Below are 19,895 nucleotides of genomic sequence, written 5' to 3'. Positions count from 1 at the left end.
TTTGGTCGCGATTCCGTCGATCCGGCTCCAGACTGTCTCCGCCGATGCAAATCGATTTAAAAACCGGTGATCCACAGCTTCTGCGGGCTGCGCCGGCCGTTGCCGTTGTGGAGACCTGCTGAATGGGTCTAATAGTGTGACTGGCTTGAAATACTGGGGCCGGCGACGATTCGGGGTCGTTTGGCGTATCGGGAAAGCGTTATGGCGGCAGGAAAGACAGTCAAGGCGGCGATCGACGAGTTGCGCAGCGCAGTCGGCAGCCTCGAGAACGCCATCGACAGGCGTTTCGACCGGGAGCGCGACCACGGCGAGATCGAAGGCGAGGTTCGCCGCGTCAACACCGACCGGTCGCGACTTGCCCATGAGCTGGACCAGTCGCAGTTTCGCGCCAACCGCCTCGAGGAAGTCAACCGCGAAGTCTCGCGCCGTCTGGTGACGGCCATGGAAACGATAAGGGCAGTGCTGGACCGCTGATGCGTGTCCGCCTGCGGGTCAGGTGACGGGAATGGCGCAAGTAACGGTGATGATCGACGGCAAGGCCTATCGCATGGCATGCGAGGAGGGTCAGGAAGACCATCTGACCGAACTGGCCACCCGCTTCGACCAATATGTCAGCCACCTCAAGAGCCAGTTCGGCGAGATCGGCGACTTGCGCCTGACCGTCATGGCCGGCATCATGGTGATGGACGAGCTCAGCGAAGTGGACCGGAAGCTGAAAAGCCTGCAGACGGAAGCCGACAATCTCAAGCAGGGTCGTGACGCCACCCAGTCCGACAATGCCCGGGCCGAGGAGGCACTCGCTTCCGCCCTGTCCGAGGTGACGGCGCAGATTCAAGGGATCGCGCAAAAGCTCTCAGGCAAGGCTGCTCCCGTTTCCAACTGAATTTTGATTAGTTTATTCTACGCCACTGGCGTAAGTCCTTGCCGCACTCTATATTGCCAATGCGGTCTGCGCTTCCCGACAGGAACCACAATCCCTGGGGCCATACTCGATCCAACGGGAGCTGTCCCTGACCTGGCCCGTGGGCTAGGTCACATGGCGCCCACCTACGTTTGTAGGCACCCAGGATCGTAAACATCCATCGGTCGTGTGGATCGCACTTTTCCTCTTTCCCAGAAACCCTTCAGGCCTGCATCGGCGTCCGAAACGCTTCGCGAATGGCGTTGCACATGGTTTCGACGATGCGTTTGTTGCCGCGTGGCCGTGCCTTCAGGATGACGTTGGAAAAGTCGATGACGTCGTAGCCGTCGTCGGCGGTCAGTTCGCGGCAGCCGGCGGGGATGCTGCTGCGGGTCAGGGGCGCGATGGCGAGGCCCGAGGTGACGGCGGCGATCAGGCCGCTGCTGGTGCGGCTGATATAGGCGACGCGGCTTTCCATGCCGCGCTTCATCAGGGTTTTCAGCGCCAGTTCGTCGCACCATCCGTTCTTCAGATAGGTATAGGTGGCGATCGGCAGCGGGCGACGGGTATGGGCCTGGTGCTGATCCGATGTCACCCAGACGGTCGGATCGACCATCAGCACCTCGTTGCGCGTCGGGCCGCCGGGTTCGAAGACAATGGCGATGTCGATCTCGCCGGCATCAAGCGCTGCAAGGTTCGACATCGAGACGCCCTGCTGCACCGTGACCTCGACGCCGGGATGGATGGCGGCGAAGGCGCCGAGCGCCTTGGGGAGGGTCGAATTGACATATTCTTCCGAAATCCCGATCCGCACAGACCCGTCGAGTGCCGGAAGCCGGATCGAGGCGGCGGTGTCGTCCAGAAGTGCCACGATGCGCCGGGCATTGTCGAGAAGCCGGATGCCGTGACCCGTCATGTTGACGCCGCGTGAACCGCGCTCGAACAGCGTTTCCCCGAGAATATCCTCGAGCTTCTTGATCTGCATGCTGACGGCCGACTGCGTGCGGCCGACGGTTTCTCCGGCCTTGGTGAAATTGCCGCTTTCGGCCACGGCAACGAAGGTGCGCAGCAGGTCGCTTTCAAGAGGAGGAAGCATTGGAACAGCCATCGCTTTTTCTGATGGCAGACATTTTTGCAATTCGTTTGCCTGATGTCAAATCGGCGCCGATACTGGCTGCCCATACCAAGGAGTGCAGGTGATGGCGCATGTGACGGAAAGCGGCTGGATCGAGGTGGGGCAGCGGCTGCAAGACCTGTTCAAGCGAATCCAAGCGTGTCTCGTGGTGGAGTCTAGCGAGACAAATCTCGAGGAGATCTTTCGACGGGGCAACGATCATCTGCTTGATGATATCGGCGTTGAGCGGACAAGCCTCGACGACCAGATTTCGCCAAAGGGCGAGCGGCATCGCTTCTGGATATTATGAAATCAGGTCCATCCGGGCGGCGCGAAAAACCGCTTCGGCGACATTGCTGGCCTGCAGCTTCCGCATCGCGCTGTCGAAGGCTTCGTCGATCCGATTATGGGAAATATCGGTCTCCCGCGTAATGTCTTCCCGGTTGCGTCCGCGCGCCGCAAGCGACAGGCAACGAAGTTCCAGGGGGTCGAGTTCCGTCAACATCTTGTCCTTCATGGACGTGCCCGGCTCCGCTTCAAAGCTGAACAGTTCCCCGCAATGCCGGAAGCGGGAACCGAACTGTTTTCATGGTGATAATTGCTTCTGTCTCTCGCATGTCGGGACAAGCGCGCGAAAGCGGAACTGCCTTGCATGATGAACAGACCTCTAATCTGTATCAGAATGGGAAAAGGACGGTTTCCCGTCGCAAAAAGTTGCGGGGCAGACGTTTGCGCGGCTCCTCGTCGGTGTTTTATGGTCTACGGAAAGACAGTGGCAGCGGGAAAGACATGCTGATGACACCCAGGGAACTGAAGGCCGCATTGCGCATCGAGCGCCTGGCGCAGCGCGATTCGATGACGGCCGAGGCGCGGATCGAAGCGAGCCTGAAGATGCTCGATCGCGCCGGCGATATTCTGGAGTTCGAGCCGGGGCAGGTCATTTCCGGCTTCTGGCCCATTCGTTCCGAAGTGGACGTACGGCCGCTGATGGCGCGACTGCGCGAGCGCGGTGCGCGCCTCTGTCTTCCCGTCATTCTCGACAAGCAGACCATCGTCTTTCGCGAACTGGTGCCGGGCGCGCCTGTTGTCGCCACTGGTTTCGGGACGACGGGGCCGGGGGAAGACGCGCCGGTGGTCGATCCGGACATCATGCTCATTCCGCTTTCCGCCTTCGACAAGGCGGGGCACCGGATCGGTTATGGCGCCGGATATTATGACCGGGCAATCGACCGTTTGCGCCAGAAAGGCCATATGCCGGAGCTGATCGGGATTGCATTCGACTGCCAGGAAGTGGCATCAGTGCCGGCGGAGCCGCATGACGTGGCGCTGGATGCCCTCTTGACGGAAAGTGGGCTGAGGATTTTCGGGCTAGGAATCAGCAAATATGAGACTTCTGTTTCTGGGTGACATGGTGGGCAAGACCGGCCGGACTACGGTCTGGGAAAAGCTGCCCGGCCTGATCAGCGACCTGAAACTCGATTTCGTCATCGTCAACGGTGAAAACGCCGCCGGCGGTTTTGGCATCACCGAGGACATCTTCCTCGAGACGATCAATGCCGGTGCCGACGTAGTGACCACCGGCAACCATGTCTGGGACCAGAAGGAGGCCGTCTCCTTCTGCCAGCGGCATGACCAGTTCCTGCGTCCGGCCAACTATCCGGCGGGAACGCCGGGCCGCGGCTCGAACCTCTATTTTGCCCGCAATGGCGCCCGTGTGCTGGTTGCCAACATCATGGGCCGCGTTTTCATGCACCCGGAACTGGACGACCCCTTCAAGGCCGGAGAGGCGATCCTTGCCGCCTGTCCGCTGAAGGAACAGGCCGATGCCATCATCTTCGATTTCCATGCGGAAGCGACCAGCGAGAAGCAATGTTTCGGGCATTTCGTCGATGGCCGAGCCAGTTTTGTCGTCGGCACGCACACGCATGTCCCGACTGCGGACGCCCAGATCCTCAACGGCGGCACCGCCTATATGTCGGATGCCGGCATGTGCGGCGATTATGACTCGTCGCTCGGCATGGAGAAGGAAGAGCCGCTCAACCGGTTCATTTCCAAGATGCCGAAGGGCCGGTTCGAGGCAGCGTCCGGTCCGGCGACCCTTTGCGGCGTCGGCGTCGAGATTTCCGATCGCACCGGGCTTGCGGAAAACATCGCACCGCTCAGGATCGGACCGAGATTGGCGGAGACGATCCCGGCCTTCTGGGCCTAAAGTTCTATCTTAGCCGGCCGATCCTTGCTTGCGATCAAATGTGATACAAAAATCATGAAGATCGTTTTTCCTGAACTGATGGAAAGTATCCGTCGCTCGCGCGGCAGGCCAGTGGTCGAGGCGCGAAAGCAGCAGATTTCGCTGCGGCTTGATCCGGATGTTACTGCCAGGTTCAAGACGACGGGCAAGGCTTGGCAAGGGCGGATCAACGACATCCTCAAGGCTGCCAGACTTTAGGTGCAATGACGCGATTGTGAGCAGCTAACTCCAATCGTCGCTTTACCTCACGCTTTGGCTGCCTATCCTCACCTGTCATGCCAACCTTTGCCTGAGAGGTGCATGATGCCGCGAATCTTCCTGCTGATATTTGCCGCCATCTTTCTTCTGCATGTGCTCTGGCCGATGCCGGTGCATGCGCAGGACGTGCGCCCGCCGGTCAGCCAGTGCCAGGCGATCGCGCAAGGCCTTCCCGATGTCACCTTCGCCAGTTTCAAGCCGCCATCCGCGACGAACGCGCAGGCCGTGGCTGGAGAAGAGGTCGATATCACCTATATCGGTCATTCTACCTTTCTCATGGAAACACCTGACGGCGTTTCCATCGCCACGGATTTCAGCGGCTGGTACGCGCCGCCCAAGGTTCCTGATGTGGTGACGATGAACAAGGCGCATTCCAGCCACTACACGTTGACGCCCGATCCGGCGATCAAGCATGTGCTGCACGGCTGGGGCGACGACGGAAAGCCTGCGGATCACGACATCGTCGTCGGCGACACCTATATCCGCAATGTGACGACGGACATTCGCTCCATCGGCGGTGCGATGGAGCCGGACGGAAACTCGATCTTCATCTTCGAGGTCGCCGGGCTCTGCATCGGGCATCTCGGCCATCTGCATCATGAACTGGATGACACCGACTATGCCGAGATCGGCCGGCTCGACGTGGTGATGGTGCCGGTCGATGGCGGGTTGACCATGGGCGCCGAAAGCATGAGTCGGGTGGTGACGCGGCTGCGCTCATCGCTGATCCTGCCGATGCACCGGCGTGGACCACCCGTGACAAACTTTCTGCAAATGTTCGGCGAGGGCTTCGACAAGAGCTTTGCGACGGCGGACAATGTCCGGGTGTCGCTGCGTTCCTTGCCAAGGAAGCCGCTGATTTATATCCTGCAGGGAGTTTGATGCCGGGATTCACGGAATGAAATTTGTTGCCGCCTGCCTGCTCGCTTTATTGTCCATGTCATCTCTCGCCCTTGCCGATGGCGGTGCGCCACCGCCACGGGTGCCGACCGCAGACGGTGGCAAGACGGCGGATGTGCCGGAAGTGACATCCCGCGGCCAACAGGAGGAATTTGTCCTGCCCTCCGGCAATATCGGCTGCATCTACACGCCGGAAGGCGGAACAGCGGTCTATCAGCCGGCGGATGGCGGCCCGGAACTCTCCTGCGATCGGATCGAGCCGCGTTATGTCCGCGCGACATTGTCCCGAGAGGGCGCGGCGACGCTGTACAAGGATGTCGGCGATCAGAGTTGCTGCTCGGCCGGCCCGGTGCTCGACTATGGCGAGACATGGACAGCCGGTCCGTTCTCCTGCCTATCGACCCGAACCGGGCTATCCTGTGAGCGCGACGACGGTCATTCCTTTTTTCTCAGCCGCAAACGCCTTGCCGCCAATTGACCGGCGCGGCGGAAAAAATTGGCGTCCTCTGGACGCAAAGCGCCAATGAAATTATAAGGCGCCGAATTCCAAACACGACAAGTATGTGAAGAGGGCGTCATGGCCGGTCATTCCCAGTTTAAAAACATCATGCACCGCAAGGGTCGCCAGGATGCGATCCGTTCGAAAATGTTCTCGAAGCTGGCACGCGAAATCACCGTCGCGGCCAAGAACGGCCTGCCCGATCCGACGATGAACGCGGCGCTCCGTCTCGCCGTCCAGAACGCCAAGGCGCAGTCCATGCCGAAGGACAATATCGACCGGGCGATCAAGAAGGCTTCCGGCGCCGATGCTGAAACCTATGATGCGGTTCGTTATGAAGGCTATGGCCCGGGCGGCACCGCTGTTATCGTCGAGGCGCTGACCGATAACCGCAACCGCACTGCCTCCAACGTCCGCTCGACCTTCACCAAGGCCGGCGGAGCGCTGGGAGAAACCGGCTCGGTTTCCTTCTCCTTCGACCGTGTCGGCGAAATCACCTACAAGCTTTCCGCCGGCAGCGCCGACAAGGTGATGGAAGCGGCCATCGAAGCCGGTGCCGAAGACGTCATCAGCGACGAAGACGGCCACTCCATCATTTGTGGCTTCGAAGATATCGGCGAGGTTTCCAAGGCGCTCGAAGCCTCGCTCGGCGAAGCTGAAACGGTCAAGGCGATCTGGAAGGCACAAAACACCGTGCCGGTGGACGAAGAGCGCGCGCTGTCTCTGATGAAGCTGATCGACACGCTGGAAGACGACGATGACGTCCAGAACGTCTATACCAACTTCGAAGTCTCCGACGAAGTAATGGCCAAGCTGTCGGCCTGATCCATTCAACCGTGAACCGGCCATGCTTGGACCGGTTCACGCCACGGCCTGTCGGAATTGGCAAGCCGGCTTTGCCCGTCGATGGTTAGGCGCCGTCAGTGCCGGCGATGCCTTCGTCGTTGAAGCCGATTTCAAGGGCACCTGGGAAATCATCGAAACGGTGCGCAAGCACTTCGATTTCAGGGTTTCGGCCTGATTGCAGACGAAGGTTTGTAGGCCCGGACATGACCCGGGGCTTATTCATTAGGCAGCCTTTGCCAATTCCTGTTGCGCGCCGGCAAACAGGCGCACCGATTTCAATCGGGCATCCATGTCGTAGATCGGCATCGAGACGATCAGTTCGTCGGCTTCCGTCTGTGCGAGGAAACTGTCCAGCTTGGTCTTCACCGTTTCGGGGCCGCCGACGACCGCATAGGTCATGGCGTGATCGACAAAAATCTTCTCGCTCTCGCTCCACAGGCCATCCATGGAATCGACCGGCGGTGGAAACTGGCCGCGGGCATTGCGCCGGAGCGCCGCAAAAGACTGCTGCATCGAGGTGAAGAGATGGTTTGCCTCCGCATCCGTGTCGGCGGCAACGCCCATGATGCCGACCATGGCATGCGGCTGGTCGAGATACTGCGACGGCTCGAAGCGCTCCCGGTAGATTTCGAGCGCAGAAAGCAGCATGTCCGGCGCGAAATGCGAGGCAAATGCGAAGGGCAGGCCGAGCATGCCTGCGAGATGGGCGCTGAAATGGCTCGAACCGAGCAACCAGATCGGCACATTGCTGTCGGCGCCGGGAACGGCGATCAGGTCCTGACCATCCCTGGTCGGGCCAAGCAGCGCCTGCAATTCGACGACGTCATTGGGAAAATTGTTGGCGCTGGCTTCCATGTTGCGGCGAAGTGCCGAGGCCGTGCGCATGTCGGTTCCGGGCGCGCGGCCAAGGCCAAGATCGATCCGACCGGGATAAAGTGCCGCCAGCGTGCCGAACTGCTCGGCGATCACCAGCGGCGAATGGTTGGGCAGCATGATGCCGCCGGAGCCGACGCGGATCGTCTTCGTGCCGGCCGCTACATGCGAAATGACGATGGAGGTCGCGGCACTGGCAATGCCCTTCATGCCGTGATGTTCCGCCAGCCAGAACCGCTTGTAGCCGGAGGCTTCCGCTTCCTGCGCCAGCCGGCGAGAGTTGTGCAAAGCCTGGGAGGCGTTTGACCCTTGCGTGATCGGTGAAAGGTCTAGGATCGAGAAAGGGATCATGGGAAAGCCTTTGATCAGCGAATTTGATGAAAGGTTATGTAAGATCAAATTTCCGGAATCCAAGCTGAGTGGCAATCGGAATTATAGCGACCGTTTATCCACCAGATTGCTGCGGATGTTTTTGTTTTGTTCACATTTTACTGGCAGCGTCCGGCCATGAGTATTAAGCTTCCCGTCATGCAGAACACGATTCGTATCATCGGCATCGATCCCGGCCTGCGCCGCACCGGCTGGGGTGTCATCGACACGCTCGGAAATTCGCTGCGCTTCGTGGCTTCCGGCACAGTGACCTCCGATGGTGACATGGATCTCGCCTCCCGGCTCTGCCAGTTGCATGATGGCCTTGCCGACGTCATCCATCTTCACAAGCCGGACGAAGCAGCGGTCGAGCAGACCTTTGTCAACAAGGACGCCGTGGCGACGTTGAAGCTCGGCCAGGCGCGCGGCATTGCCATGCTGGTGCCGGCGCGTGCCGGTCTGCAGGTGGCCGAATATGCGCCGAATGCGGTAAAGAAGTCGGTGATCGGTGTCGGCCACGGCGAGAAGCGGCAGATCCACATGATGCTGAAAATCCTCATGCCGAAGGCCGAGTTCAAAGGCGACGACGCCGCCGACGCGCTGGCGATCGCGATCTGCCACGCCCATAATCGCGGCGGCGCCCGCATGCGCATGGCGGCGCTTGCTGGGTAGTTTGTTCTTGACTTGTTCTACCGGTAAGGATATTTCTTACTTTGAAGGAGCAAGCCATGCGCGTCACCTCAAAAGGCCAGGTTACCATTCCCCGCGATCTGCGTGAGCTGGCCGGCATCAAGCCGAACAGCGAAGTGCTGTTTGCGATGGAGGGTGGCAAGCTGACGATTGTTCCGAAAGACGGCCGGCGGGAGCGTGAGGACAAGGCCCGTCTGGAAGATTTTCTCGACGGCCTCAAGCGTCTTGAAGGCACCGGTGATCAAGGCATAGATGCGGACAAGCTCATGGAAATGACGCGAGACCGTTGATCATGGCAACTCTGGTCGACACCAATATCTTGGTCGATATCGCCGTTCGCGATCCAAGCTGGTTGAACTGGTCGAGGGCGCAACTCGTGTCTGCCGCCAGGCGCGGCGCGGTGGTCATCAATCCGATCATATATTCGGAATTTTCCGTCCGTTATGAGCGGATGGAAGATGTGGATTTTCTGCTGCCCGAGGCAGATTATAGTCGCGAAAACCTGCCCTGGACCGCGGCCTTCGCGGCAGGAGTAGCTTTTCGGCAATACCGGCGGGCGGGTGGCGGGCGTGAGCGGGTCCTGCCGGATTTTCTCATCGGCGCCCATGCGGCCATTCGTGGCCATACGATCCTGACGCGCGATCCGAAAGGCTACCGCACATATTTCCCCTCCGTCGAACTGATCACGCCGGACACCCACCCATGAAGGATTTTGCGCCATGATCGGCAAGCTCAAGGGAACGATCGACGAGATCGGCGATGACCATGTCGTGCTGGATGTGCATGGGGTGGGTTATGTCGCGTTCTGCTCGTCGCGCACTTTGTCGAAGCTCGGTTCTTCCGGCGAGGCGGCGATCCTGTTCATCGAGACCTATGTGCGGGAAGACCAGTTGCGGCTGTTCGGCTTCCTGACGGCGCTGGAGCGTGAATGGTTCCGCCTGCTGCAGAGCGTCCAGGGCGTCGGTTCCAAGGTGGCGCTGGCGGTGCTGTCGGTGCTGACCCCGGGGGAGCTGGCGAACGCTATTGCGCTGCAGGACAAGACATCCGTCTCGCGTGCGCCGGGCGTCGGCCCGAAGGTCGCCGTGCGCATCGTCACCGAATTGAAGAACAAGGCGCCAGCTTTTGCCGGGGAGGCCGGCGCCAATATCGGCCTCAAGCAGGAGATCGGCGAGGGCGTCGCCTCCGCGCCAGTTGCGGATGCGGTCTCGGCGCTCAGTAATCTCGGCTATTCACGTGATCAGGCTGCAAACGCCGTGGCCGCAGCCTTGAGGAACGGTGGCGAGGGGCTGGATAGCGCCAAGCTGATCCGCCTGGGGCTGAAGGAGCTGGCTCGCTGATTCCTTGCTTTGGCTTGCATTCCTTACTACGATTAAAATGTAAGGAGATTGGCTATGAACGTTTTTGATAGCACGTTGACCACCAAGGGGCAGACAACGATTCCGGTTGAAGTGAGAGACATGCTCAAACTGAAGCCTGGAGACAAGATTCGCTATATCGTGAACGGCGACAGGATTTATCTGCGCGTCAAGAACAGGAAAGCAGCCGATCTCGCAGGAATTCTACATGATCCTGCGCGGAAACCAGCCTCGCTGGAAGAATTTGATCAGGCGATAGGCGAGCAGCTTGCCGAAGATGACCAGAGGATTGTTGATGATTGGAATAGACACCAACGTTCTTCTTAGGTTCATTCTGGCGGATCATGCTGGTCAATTCGAAGCCGTGAAGCGTTTTCTGAGCAGCCGGTCTCTTGATGAGCCTGCCTTCATATCGCTTTTTGTTTTTGCAGAAACGAGTTGGGTTTTGCGTCGACGGTATGGCTATGCCAATAGCGTCATTGCCGCGACCTTTCGCCAATTGCTGACGGTCGAAGAGTTCTTTTTTGAAGATGAACCATTTCTCGATGACCTGCTGTCGGAAGAAGAAAAAATACGTGTTGGAGACATATCCGACCACGTTTTGGCGTACATTGCTGCCCGATCTGGCTGTTGGAAAACGGTGACCTTCGATCGCGACGCTGCCCGCACAATACCCGGAATGGAACTTCTCGCATGAGTGACGCCACACGTCTGATCGCACCGGAAAAGCGCGGCGAGGATCTCGATACGACGCTGCGGCCGCAGACGCTGAACGAATTTACCGGCCAGGCGGAGGCGCGCGCCAACCTGAAGATATTCATCGAGGCGGCGAAGAATCGGGGTGAGGCGCTGGACCACGTCCTGTTCGTCGGACCGCCAGGCCTCGGCAAGACGACGCTGGCGCAGATCATGGCCAAGGAACTCGGGGTCAATTTCCGCTCGACCTCCGGCCCGGTCATTGCCAAGGCGGGTGACCTTGCGGCGCTTTTGACCAATCTCGAAGACCGCGATGTGCTGTTCATCGATGAAATCCACCGGCTGAACCCGGCAGTGGAGGAAATTCTCTATCCGGCCATGGAGGATTTCCAGCTCGACCTGATCATCGGCGAAGGGCCGGCGGCGCGCTCGGTCAAGATCGATCTGTCGAAATTCACCCTGGTCGCGGCGACGACGCGGCTCGGGCTTCTTACGACGCCGCTGCGCGATCGTTTCGGTATTCCGGTGCGGTTGAATTTCTACACGGTCGAGGAGCTGGAATCGATTGTGCGCCGCGGCGCCCGGCTGATGGGCTTGGGCATCACCGATGATGGTGCCCGCGAAATTGCCCGCCGCGCCCGTGGCACGCCGCGTATTGCCGGCCGGTTGTTGCGCCGGGTGCGCGATTTCGCCGAGGTCGCCAAGGCCGAAGCCGTGACCAAGCAGATTGCCGATGAGGCGCTGACGCGGTTGCTGGTCGACAATATGGGTCTCGACCAGTTGGACAAACGCTATCTCACGATGATCGCGCTCAATTTTGGCGGTGGTCCGGTGGGTATCGAAACCATCGCGGCCGGCCTGTCGGAGCCGCGCGATGCGATCGAGGACATCATCGAGCCCTACATGATCCAGCAGGGCTTCATCCAGCGCACGCCACGCGGGCGCATCTTGACCGCAAACGCATGGAAACACCTTGGATTGCAGGCTCCCAAGGATCTGGAAGCCAGCCAGTTCCGCCTGTTCCAAGAGGACGACTGATTGATCGCACGGCGCGGGTTTCTGAAGTTCGTCCGCGGCAGTTCGGCAGTATGCCGGCCCTTGGTGATTCTGTTCTCACCGTGTAGCTGCTTGCCCGGCTCAATGTCGCCCGCTACGCGCTGACGCCGCCCGGCTGAACGCCTGACCTCAAGCTTCGCGTCGGTGCTCCGGGGCGGAACAAGAAAAGGCGAAGCGTCCTAAAGCCCGACAGCCGAAAATGGTCTTGATGTGTTTGCGACATCGGCGGCGAGTTCCGCGATCGTCCGCTCAAGCAACGCCTTGCCGCCCGGCGTCCAGCCCAGGGCGCCGATCTTGCAGCATCCCATCGCATTGACCGGCATGTCGTCTTTTTCCGGCAGCGGATGCGGACAGTGGGTCACGCGTTGCAGGACCGACAGGATTTCGCGGTTGCCGGTGACGATGTCCGAGATATTGAACGTCTCGCCATTGACCCGGACGGCATCGGCATCGAGCATCAGCCGGACGGCGCGCGCCACGTCATCGCCGTGAACCTCGGTGCCGGAACGCGGCGCCACAGGTCTGCCGGCGAGATAGGTTTCGAACAGGTCGGCCCATTTGTGCCGGCGGCCCGGGCCGGCCGGCCCGTAGATGCCGGTTGCCCGAAGACTGGCGGTGACGAAAGCATGGCCGCAGAGTGATAGCAGGCTGCGTTCGGCCTGCAGCTTCACCTCTCCATAGAGGGTCTCCGGCTTGCCGTACATCTCCTCGGTCAGCAAGGTGCCAGGCTGCCGTGGGCCATAGGCCGCCCGGCTCGACAGGAAGATGCAGCGGCGCACGCCGGCATCACGGGCCGTCTCGAACAGCCGCACGGTACCATCCAGATTAGCGCGGCGAAAACCCTGCGGGTCGTCACCTTCGCCGCCGCGAAATTTTCCCGGGAGATGATCGAACGCGGCATGGACGAAATAATAGATGTTGTCGAAGGCCTCGATCTGGTCGGCATCCGGATCGAGCCGGAGCGGAACGAAAGGCACATCCCGCGAAAAGAAGCCCGGGTCCGGTGCGGTACGGCCACCGACGGTGACCTTGTAGCCGTTGGCCAGCAGGTGCTCGACAATGAAGCGGCCAGCATAACCCGTGCCGCCGGAAACGAGAACACGTGTCATGAGCTTCCTGACTTTAACCCGCCGGATTGGGCAGATCGGCTATCTCCGGAATATCCTTGCCGGTGAAAAAAGCATACCAGAGGTCAATCAGCGGCTGCAGTCTTTCCGTCTTGGGATGATCCTTTTCCCATGGTTTTTCATATTGATAGTGCAGCACGCCGATCGAGGCCCAGTTCCACAGGTCGGGCATTGTGAACCACACATATTGCAGCATGTTCATCGTCACCGGCAGACCGTGCCAGTCCGGGAAGAAGGTCTGTAGGAAGGTCTGGTCGGTGCGCGGCCAGAAGGCATCCGGCGTATCCAGCCGGGCCAGCATGGCATCGAATGTCTCCAGGGACGGTTTTGCGACAAAAACACCGGAATTCAGCCGGTGAAAGTCGGCGAGGCTTTCATAGACATTCGGCGCGGCGGAAAATTCGGGATAGTCGAAATAGCGGTCGATGTTCTTCAGCACCAGAGCATCGGCGTCGATGAAGAGGCAGCGGTCATACTCCGTCAGTTGCCAGAGGCGCAGCTTGCAGAAATTGTCGAGCGGCGAATGGAAGGCGGGTTTGCGCCCCTTGGTGAAAGGGGCATTGCCATGGATGTTGTTGCGGCTGTGGCGATTGCTGAAACCATCGGACAACGGCAAAAGATCGGTCAGGACAAGCCGACAGTCGAAGGCCTGCAAGGGCTCAAGTTCGTGCGGCTGTACGCCGCCGGTGTGCAGGACGACGATATCGGCGCCGGTTTGCGTGCGGCGGATCGAGCGGGTGAGTGCGGTTGCGCCCATGGCATAATCGGCATTCGTCACCAGCGTGACGAATGCGTTGCGCGAGCCGGCCGGGCCGGGCGCCGTAGTGCCGCTTTCGGAACCTGGCTGCGTCATGAAACCGATTTCAGCCTTCTTCCTTCCGGATCGTGATTGATCTTGGTGGCGATGTCTTTCGTCCAGGCAGACACTGCCGGAACGCGGCTGCGATCGACGCGATAGGCATATTTCTTGCCGACATCGACGATTTCCGCAAGCAGGCCGTCCTGCAGCGTTATCGGGTTGAGGCCGAGGCTGCGGAACTTCTCGTTCCGCACGACAAGTTCGTTCTCGGCGGCTTCCTTGCGCGGGTTCGGCAGCCAGGCGATCTCGGAGCCGGTGAGGCCGGCGATCATCTCTGCGAGGTCGCGGACCCGGTGCGTCTCGGTCATCTGGTTGAAGATATCGACGCGGCTGCCGCGCTGCGGTGGGTTCTTGAGCGCCAGTTCGATACAGCGGACGGAATCCTGGATGTGGATGAAGGCGCGCGTCTGGCCGCCGGTGCCGTGCACGGTCAGCGGATAGCCGATTGCCGCTTGGATCAGGAAGCGGTTGAGCACCGTGCCGTAGTCACCGTCATAGTCGAAGCGGTTGATCAGTTGCTCATGCCGGCGGGTCTGCTCGGTATGCGTTCCCCAGACGATGCCCTGATGCAGGTCGGTGATCCGCATGCCGTCGTTCTTGGCGTAGAACTGGAACAGCAGCTGATCGAGGCACTTGGTCATGTGGTAGATCGAGCCCGGATTGGCGGGATAGAGGATTTCCTGCCGTGCCGTCTCGCCGCTTTCGGTCTCGATTCCGACTGGGAGATAGCCTTCCGGGATGGCAGCGCCGACGGTCGAATAGCCGTAGACGCCCATCGTGCCGAGATGCACGAGATGCGCATCCAGCCCGATCTCGACCATGGCGTTCAGAAGGTTATGGGTGGCGTTGACGTTGTTGTTGACCGTGTAGTTCTTGTGCCGGTCGCTCTTCATCGAATAGGGCGCGGCGCGCTGCTCGGCGAAATGGATAATGGCATCCGGGCGGTTTTCGGCAAGCCAGTTCTTCAGAAGCTCATAATCGCGGGCAAGGTCGATCAGGTGGAAATGAATGCGCCGTCCTGTCTGTGAGTGCCATATGCGGGTGCGTTCCTGGATTGAGTCCATCGGGGTCAGGGATTGAACGCCGAGTTCGGTATCGATCCAGCGGCGCGACAGATTGTCGAGAATGTGAATGTCGTGTCCGGCATCCGACAAATGCAGCGATGTCGGCCAGCCGACGAAGCCATCACCGCCAAGGACAGCAATCTTCATGAACAATTCTCCTGTTGATCGGGGGAAATCATGGGAATGGTGATAGGGGCGGAATGTGACAGGACGACAATGCTTGCCAAACGGCTTTTGTTCCGCCACAGGAAAAGAAAATTTCGAGGACCGGGATGACTTTGATCGCGCTTTCAGGCGAGTTGACGGACCACGGCCACCGGCTGGTTCAGCGGGTCTATTACGAGGACACGGACTTTTCCGGCGTCGTCTATCACGCCCGTTACCTGCATTTCATGGAACGGGCCCGCACCGACTATCTTCGGCTTCTCGGCGTCGAACAGGCGACGTTGGCGATCGAGGGTGACACCGAAGGACTGGTTTTTGTCGTCCATCGCATGGAGATCGATTTCAAGGCGCCGGCGCGCATGGACGATATCCTCACAATCACCACGACGACGGAAAAGGCCGGTGGCGCCAAGATGGTGCTCCTTCAGGAAATCCGTCGCGAAGGCACGCTACTGATCGCCGCCAAGGTCATCATCGCCGTCATCAACGGACAAGGCAGGCCACGGCGCCTGCCGGAAATGCTGGGAAAGAAGTTCCGGGGCGAAGCCTGAGTCTCAGGCTTCAACCGCCTTCAGCATCGCCTTCGTCAGGCTCTGTTTCCAGTCCCTGGCGTCTTCCCATGGATCCGTCTCGTCTTCCAGCCGCTGGAGAATGTCCGGAATATGGAAACTGTTGGCGGCATCAAGATCGGCGAGTTCCTCCCAGGTGACGGGCGTCGCCACCGGTCCGCCGGCGCGGGCGCGCACGGAATAGGGGGCGACGGCGGTCGAGCCGCGCTCGTTGCGCAGCCAGTCTATGAAGATGCGGCCCTTGCGCTTGGCCTTCGACATGGTGGCAATGTAATTGTCCGGGTCATTGTCGGCGATGCGTGACGAAAGGCCCTTGGCGAATGCCTTGGCGTCTTCCCAGGCGGCTGCTTTGGCGAGCGGCACGATGACGTGAATGCCCTTGCCGCCGGAGACCATGGCGACCGATTTCAGTCCAAGCGTCTGTAACGCCCCGCGCAGCACCAGGGCTGCCTTTTTCACCGTTTCAAAGGTGACGCTCGGATCCGGATCGAGGTCGAACACCAGGCGGTCGGCGGCATCCAGGCGCTTGATCGTCGAACCCCAGATATGCAGCTCGATCGTGCCCATCTGCACCGCCGCGACCAGCCCTTTCGCATCATCGACATAGAGATAATTGGCCGTGTCGCCGTCCGATTCCTCGATCGCCACCTGATGGATTTCATCCGGGAAGCCATCGCTGGCATGCTTCTGGTAGAAGCATTGATGATCCGGCCCCTGGGGGCAGCGCAGGATGGAGGCGGGATGATCGGCGACGAACGGCAGCATGCGATCAGCGACGACGCCGTAATAGCGGGCAAGGTCGATCTTGCTGATATCCGGATCGGAAAACAGCAGTCGCTCCGGATGGGTGATGCGGATGCCGAGCACGTCGCCGTCCGTGTCCTTCTCCTTGCGCTTCGGGTTCGGTCTTTTCGACGCTGCGCTGGTCTGCACCGTCTCCTCTGTCTTCTTCGCCCCTGCCTTGGCCGGCTTCTTTTTCTTCGTTTCTGGTATCACGGCGGAAGCCTCCTTGTCCTCGCGCAGGCCTTCGAAGGCCCCGTGGCGAATATGACCGTCAGCGGTAAATTCGGCGAAATCAACCTCGGCGACAAGCTCCGGCGTTAACCAGACGGCGCCACGGGCGATCTCTTTCGGCACGGCCTCGAACGGCGAGGTCTTGCACCTCAACTTGGCGAACCGCGCCGCAAGGTCCGCCATCGTCTCTTCGTCGAAGCCGGTGCCGACGCGGCCCTGATAGACGAAGCGGTCGCCATCGTAAGCGCCAACCAGGAGCGATGCGAAGGCCCGCCCGCGCTTGTCGGATGGGGAGTAGCCGCCGATGACGAATTCCTGTCGTTTCGTGCATTTGATCTTCAGCCAGCTGCCGACCCGACCCTCGCGGTAGGGCGCTTCGGCCTGTTTGGCGATGATGCCTTCCTGTCCGGCCTTGCACATGGCCTGAAAGACCTTTTCGCCATTGCCGCGAACATGCTCGCTGTACTGGATGGCGCGTGTGGTCTCCAGAGTATCAAGCAGGGCTTTCAGGGCCTGCTTGCGCTCGACAAGTGGTTTCCTGCGCAGGTCCTTGCCGTTCAGATGGAGGAGGTCGAAGGCATAGAATCGCGTCTCGCCGCCGGTCTTGATGGCCCTCTGCAGGGCGGAGAATTTGGAGCCTTCGTCAGATGCGGCCACGGCTTCACCATCGATCAAGGCGGTATCGCAATCGAGATCGGTGAATGCATGGGTGATGTCGGGAAACTTCTCCGTCCAGTCCAGCCCCGTCCGGGTAAAACAGGTAACGCCCTGTTTGCCGATGGAGATCATCAGCCGATAGCCGTCGAATTTCGCCTCGTTCAGCCAGTCGTCACCAACGGGGGCAGTTCCGGTCAGCGTCGCAAGCTGCGGGTTGGCAAAGGCGGGTGCATTGCCCCGACGTTTTTTCTCTGCCTTGGGGGAAGCCTCCTCCGCGACTGCGCCGGCCTTGACGTTGGCTTGGGCGCTCCTGTTCGATTGCCAGATATGGGCCTTTTTCTCGCCATGACCGGAGGCGATCTCCTCCATCGAGCGTCCGGTCTTGATACTGGTCAGGTTTTCGGTGAGCAGGCTCTCGCCATCCTCGCCCATCTCGTCGTCATGCTCCTTGATGAGCAGCCAATTTTCGCGTTTCTCGCCGTGTCGCGGCTTCATCCGCACCAGCGTCCAGCCGCCATGCATGCGCTGGCCATGGATATGGAATTTCAGCTTGCCGTCCTTCAGGCCCTCGTCCGGATCGTTGTCCGGTTCCCACCAGCCGGTATCCCAGAGCATGACCGTGCCGCCGCCATATTGCTTCTTCGGAATCGTCCCCTCGAAATCGCCATAGGCCAGCGGATGGTCCTCGGTGCGCACGGCAAGGCGTTTGTCCTCGGGATTGATGCTCGGACCGCGCGTTACCGCCCAACTCTTCAGCACGCCCTTCCATTCCAGCCGGAAATCGTAGTGAAGACGGGTCGCATCGTGCTTCTGGATGAGAAACAGCTTTCCAGCCTTTGATCGTTTTGCCGAGCCTTTTGGTTCCGCCGTTATGGTGAAGTCCCGTTTGCGATTGTATTCCGTCAGAGGATCGTGATGCTGGGCCATGGCGTTCACGCGGACTTTTTCTTCGCGGCCGTCTTCTTCGGTGCGGGGGATTTGCCACTGCTTCCCTCAAGGCTTTTCTTCAAGGCTGACATCAGATCGACGACATTGTCGCCGCGCTTGCCTTTGTCGTCATCTTCCTCATCCACCTCGATCTTCGTCTTCTTTCCCTTCAGCTTTCTCTGGACGAGTTCCTTTAATGCCGAAGAGTAGTTGTCCTTGAAGTTGGCGGCATTGAATTTCGAGGTTTTCTTGTCGATCAACGCGGTCGCCACGTCGAGCAGTTCCTCGTCCGAGGTCTTGCCGGACAGGCCGTGGAACATCGGATCCGCCTTGCGCAACTCGTCGGCATAGTGGAGCGTTTCGAGAAGCAGCCCGTCACCGCAGGGCCTGATGGCGGCGATATATTCGCGGCCCCGCAGCGTCAGTTGCCCGAGCCCCACCTTGCCGGCCTTGCGGAGCGCGTCACGCACGACCCGATAAGCATCTTCGGCAAGGTCGTCCGAGGGCACGACGTAATAGGGCTTGTCGTAGTAGATCGGTGATATCTCCGAAGCATCGACGAACTGGACGAGTTCCAGCGTCTTCTTTGTCTCCAGCTTGACCGCGTCGATTTCTTCCGGTTCCAGCAGGACATATTTGCCGCTCTCGTATTCGTAACCCTTGACGATTTCATCGGTATCGACGGGGCCGATGCCTTCGACGACCTTGTCGTAGTGGACGGGCTTGCCAGAAGGTTCGTGGATCTGGCGGAAGGAGAAGCGGGCGCCGGCCTTGGTGGCACTGAACACTTCGACGGGAATGGAAACGAGGGAGAGGCGCAACTGACCTTTCCACATTGCACGCGATACCATGTCTCCACCTTTGACGTTTGGAATGTTGGAGCGCCGTGCGTTCATTCGAACGTACAAAGGTCGCTTTAATCTACTGAATCCAGAGCATCTTTCCGGTGCTTGAACCGGGATGCTCTAGTGTGAAATCTTTCCGCTATCGCTGTCGCGGGCGAGAAGCCGTTCAAGCGCCGCGACGTCCTCGCTGGTGATCACCGGTACGGGATCGGACATCATTGCTTGCAGGACTTCCGGCGATATGGCGTCGTTCTCGATCGCCCATTCCAGCGCTTCCCGAGTTTCCCGCTCGGCACGCAACTGGGCGTAAAGCGCCAGGATCAGGCGGTCGCGATGGTCGAAATGCGGCCGGGATGGACGTTTGGACGATGTTTTTGGCGTGATCGTGCTCATGGCCGCATAACGTGGCGCCGGGCGGAATGTTCCCTGGCGATCACGCGGTCAAGGCTTCGGAGAGTGGCATTGCATTGCAGTGCAGTGCGGTAAAGTAACACTACCTTAACCATAATGATGTCTTAATGCCTCTATTAGGGTTTTGTGCAATGCACGTCATCCTTTCACCAAGATTGAACGCAAGAAGGCAGACAGGAAGCTTAAAGGCCGGCATGATGTCGGTTCAACGGCAGCTGCCGGGTCAATCTTGCAACAATGACGTTTAAGCACCCTGGCTGTGAGCATGAGACTGCTCTTGCCGGGCGTTTGGATTCGGGGATTTGAGACGATGGAACAGGTTGGATTGGCTGCGGCGACGACGGACGTGACGCTGTGGTCGCTATTCATGGAAGCAGGCTTCGTCGTGAAGCTGGTCATGCTCGGACTGATCGGCGCCTCGATCTGGACCTGGGCGATCGTTGTCGACAAGA

26 protein-coding genes, 1 other RNA gene and 2 pseudogenes are annotated in these 19,895 nt (G+C 59.8%); 20 read left to right on the top strand and 9 right to left on the bottom strand.

Annotated features, from left to right (window positions below):
* Window positions 1-201: 201 nt before the first annotated feature.
* The 3 genes from VL202_RS21450 (at window position 202) to ssrS (ending at window position 1,101) form a co-directional block, all read left to right on the top strand.
* Entirely contained in the window at window positions 202-474 is a 273-nt protein-coding gene (locus tag VL202_RS21450; protein WP_325466080.1) for a DUF4164 domain-containing protein, read from the top strand.
* Between the two features lie 31 nt (window positions 475-505).
* On the top strand, window positions 506-883 hold the full coding sequence (locus VL202_RS21445; RefSeq protein ID WP_325466079.1) for a cell division protein ZapA: 378 nt from the start codon (window positions 506-508) through the stop codon (window positions 881-883).
* Between the two features lie 60 nt (window positions 884-943).
* A non-coding RNA gene (gene ssrS, locus VL202_RS21440) (6S RNA) lies at window positions 944-1,101 on the top strand.
* Between the two features lie 23 nt (window positions 1,102-1,124).
* Here the strand turns inward: ssrS and VL202_RS21435 are convergent.
* Window positions 1,125-1,997, bottom strand: a complete 873-nt coding sequence (locus tag VL202_RS21435) for a LysR family transcriptional regulator (RefSeq protein ID WP_325466078.1) — start codon at window positions 1,995-1,997, stop codon at window positions 1,125-1,127.
* Window positions 1,998-2,100: 103 nt separating this feature from the next.
* On the opposite strand from VL202_RS21435, the gene VL202_RS21430 reads away from it, so the two are divergent.
* Complete coding sequence (locus VL202_RS21430) at window positions 2,101-2,325, top strand: hypothetical protein (protein WP_325466077.1); 225 nt, start codon at window positions 2,101-2,103, stop codon at window positions 2,323-2,325.
* Here VL202_RS21430 and VL202_RS21425 read toward each other — a convergent pair.
* Window positions 2,320-2,532 carry a LuxR C-terminal-related transcriptional regulator gene (locus tag VL202_RS21425; RefSeq protein ID WP_325466076.1) on the bottom strand — a complete coding sequence of 71 codons (213 nt, stop codon included), beginning with the start codon at window positions 2,530-2,532 and terminating at the stop codon, window positions 2,320-2,322. The genes VL202_RS21430 and VL202_RS21425 overlap by 6 nt on opposite strands.
* A gap of 278 nt (window positions 2,533-2,810) precedes the next feature.
* Between VL202_RS21425 and VL202_RS21420 the strand changes: the two genes are divergently transcribed.
* The 7 genes and pseudogenes from VL202_RS21420 to VL202_RS21390 form a co-directional block, all read left to right on the top strand.
* Window positions 2,811-3,422 carry a 5-formyltetrahydrofolate cyclo-ligase gene (locus VL202_RS21420; RefSeq protein WP_325466090.1) on the top strand — a complete coding sequence of 204 codons (612 nt, stop codon included), beginning with the start codon at window positions 2,811-2,813 and terminating at the stop codon, window positions 3,420-3,422.
* On the top strand, window positions 3,400-4,224 hold the full coding sequence (locus VL202_RS21415) for a TIGR00282 family metallophosphoesterase (protein WP_325466075.1): 825 nt from the start codon (window positions 3,400-3,402) through the stop codon (window positions 4,222-4,224). Before VL202_RS21420 ends, VL202_RS21415 begins: the two co-directional genes overlap by 23 nt.
* A 54-nt stretch (window positions 4,225-4,278) precedes the next feature.
* Entirely contained in the window at window positions 4,279-4,461 is a 183-nt protein-coding gene (locus VL202_RS21410) for a BrnA antitoxin family protein (RefSeq protein ID WP_325466074.1), read from the top strand.
* Between the two features lie 102 nt (window positions 4,462-4,563).
* Entirely contained in the window at window positions 4,564-5,403 is an 840-nt protein-coding gene (locus VL202_RS21405) for an MBL fold metallo-hydrolase (RefSeq protein ID WP_414692923.1), read from the top strand.
* Window positions 5,404-5,419: 16 nt separating this feature from the next.
* Window positions 5,420-5,899, top strand: a complete 480-nt coding sequence (locus VL202_RS21400) for a hypothetical protein (protein ID WP_325466073.1) — start codon at window positions 5,420-5,422, stop codon at window positions 5,897-5,899.
* 99 nt (window positions 5,900-5,998) lie between these two features.
* A complete protein-coding gene (locus VL202_RS21395; protein ID WP_325466072.1) occupies window positions 5,999-6,745 on the top strand; it encodes a YebC/PmpR family DNA-binding transcriptional regulator in 747 nt (248 codons plus the stop codon).
* 94 nt (window positions 6,746-6,839) lie between these two features.
* Window positions 6,840-6,941 (top strand): annotated as a pseudogene (locus VL202_RS21390) (cupin domain-containing protein); the annotation flags it as partial.
* Window positions 6,942-6,988: 47 nt separating this feature from the next.
* Here the strand turns inward: VL202_RS21390 and VL202_RS21385 are convergent.
* Window positions 6,989-7,990, bottom strand: a complete 1,002-nt coding sequence (locus tag VL202_RS21385; protein ID WP_325466071.1) for an LLM class flavin-dependent oxidoreductase — start codon at window positions 7,988-7,990, stop codon at window positions 6,989-6,991.
* Window positions 7,991-8,167: 177 nt separating this feature from the next.
* On the opposite strand from VL202_RS21385, the gene ruvC reads away from it, so the two are divergent.
* From ruvC to ruvB, 7 genes are read left to right on the top strand one after another with little or no spacing between them, the layout of a single operon-like run.
* On the top strand, window positions 8,168-8,680 hold the full coding sequence (ruvC, locus tag VL202_RS21380; RefSeq protein WP_325466088.1) for a crossover junction endodeoxyribonuclease RuvC: 513 nt from the start codon (window positions 8,168-8,170) through the stop codon (window positions 8,678-8,680).
* Between the two features lie 56 nt (window positions 8,681-8,736).
* Entirely contained in the window at window positions 8,737-8,988 is a 252-nt protein-coding gene (locus tag VL202_RS21375) for an AbrB/MazE/SpoVT family DNA-binding domain-containing protein (RefSeq protein WP_325466070.1), read from the top strand.
* Between the two features lie 2 nt (window positions 8,989-8,990).
* Complete coding sequence (locus VL202_RS21370) at window positions 8,991-9,404, top strand: type II toxin-antitoxin system VapC family toxin (protein WP_325466069.1); 414 nt, start codon at window positions 8,991-8,993, stop codon at window positions 9,402-9,404.
* A gap of 13 nt (window positions 9,405-9,417) precedes the next feature.
* On the top strand, window positions 9,418-10,035 hold the full coding sequence (gene ruvA, locus VL202_RS21365; protein ID WP_325466068.1) for a Holliday junction branch migration protein RuvA: 618 nt from the start codon (window positions 9,418-9,420) through the stop codon (window positions 10,033-10,035).
* Between the two features lie 54 nt (window positions 10,036-10,089).
* Window positions 10,090-10,380, top strand: coding sequence for an AbrB/MazE/SpoVT family DNA-binding domain-containing protein (locus VL202_RS21360; RefSeq protein WP_325466067.1), 291 nt, complete (start codon window positions 10,090-10,092; stop codon window positions 10,378-10,380).
* On the top strand, window positions 10,349-10,750 hold the full coding sequence (locus tag VL202_RS21355) for a PIN domain-containing protein (protein WP_325466066.1): 402 nt from the start codon (window positions 10,349-10,351) through the stop codon (window positions 10,748-10,750). Before VL202_RS21360 ends, VL202_RS21355 begins: the two co-directional genes overlap by 32 nt.
* Window positions 10,747-11,787, top strand: coding sequence for a Holliday junction branch migration DNA helicase RuvB (gene ruvB / locus VL202_RS21350; protein WP_325466065.1), 1,041 nt, complete (start codon window positions 10,747-10,749; stop codon window positions 11,785-11,787). Before VL202_RS21355 ends, ruvB begins: the two co-directional genes overlap by 4 nt.
* A gap of 197 nt (window positions 11,788-11,984) precedes the next feature.
* Here ruvB and VL202_RS21345 read toward each other — a convergent pair whose 3' ends face one another.
* The 3 genes from VL202_RS21345 to VL202_RS21335 are packed head-to-tail and all read right to left on the bottom strand — an operon-like array spanning window position 11,985 to window position 15,002.
* Window positions 11,985-12,914, bottom strand: a complete 930-nt coding sequence (locus VL202_RS21345) for an NAD(P)-dependent oxidoreductase (protein ID WP_325466064.1) — start codon at window positions 12,912-12,914, stop codon at window positions 11,985-11,987.
* A 13-nt stretch (window positions 12,915-12,927) separates the two neighbouring features.
* Window positions 12,928-13,785, bottom strand: coding sequence for a glycosyltransferase (locus VL202_RS21340; protein WP_325466063.1), 858 nt, complete (start codon window positions 13,783-13,785; stop codon window positions 12,928-12,930).
* The gene (locus tag VL202_RS21335) at window positions 13,782-15,002 is read right to left on the bottom strand and encodes an NAD-dependent epimerase/dehydratase family protein (protein ID WP_325466062.1); all 1,221 of its coding nucleotides are present in this window, start codon (window positions 15,000-15,002) and stop codon (window positions 13,782-13,784) included. Before VL202_RS21335 ends, VL202_RS21340 begins: the two co-directional genes overlap by 4 nt.
* Before the next feature lie 125 nt (window positions 15,003-15,127).
* Here VL202_RS21335 and ybgC point away from each other — a divergent pair, with 125 nt between their 5' ends.
* A complete protein-coding gene (gene ybgC / locus VL202_RS21330) occupies window positions 15,128-15,571 on the top strand; it encodes a tol-pal system-associated acyl-CoA thioesterase (RefSeq protein ID WP_325466061.1) in 444 nt (147 codons plus the stop codon).
* Window positions 15,572-15,574: 3 nt separating this feature from the next.
* Here the strand turns inward: ybgC and ligD are convergent, their stop codons facing one another.
* The 3 genes from ligD to VL202_RS21315 all read right to left on the bottom strand — a co-directional run bounded on the left by ligD (window position 15,575) and on the right by VL202_RS21315 (window position 19,425).
* Window positions 15,575-18,187, bottom strand: a complete 2,613-nt coding sequence (ligD, locus tag VL202_RS21325; RefSeq protein WP_325466087.1) for a DNA ligase D — start codon at window positions 18,185-18,187, stop codon at window positions 15,575-15,577.
* A gap of 5 nt (window positions 18,188-18,192) precedes the next feature.
* Window positions 18,193-19,038 (bottom strand): Ku protein, encoded by an 846-nt coding sequence (locus VL202_RS21320; protein ID WP_325466060.1) that lies wholly within the window; start codon window positions 19,036-19,038, stop codon window positions 18,193-18,195.
* 114 nt (window positions 19,039-19,152) lie between these two features.
* Window positions 19,153-19,425, bottom strand: a complete 273-nt coding sequence (locus tag VL202_RS21315; RefSeq protein ID WP_325466059.1) for a hypothetical protein — start codon at window positions 19,423-19,425, stop codon at window positions 19,153-19,155.
* Window positions 19,426-19,753: 328 nt separating this feature from the next.
* On the opposite strand from VL202_RS21315, the pseudogene VL202_RS21310 reads away from it, so the two are divergent.
* A pseudogene (locus tag VL202_RS21310) lies at window positions 19,754-19,895 on the top strand (protein TolQ); the annotation flags it as partial.

The organism is Pararhizobium sp., assembly GCF_035497515.1.
GTDB lineage: Bacteria > Pseudomonadota > Alphaproteobacteria > Rhizobiales > Rhizobiaceae > Pararhizobium.
This window is presented reverse-complemented; position numbering and strand designations above follow the sequence as displayed.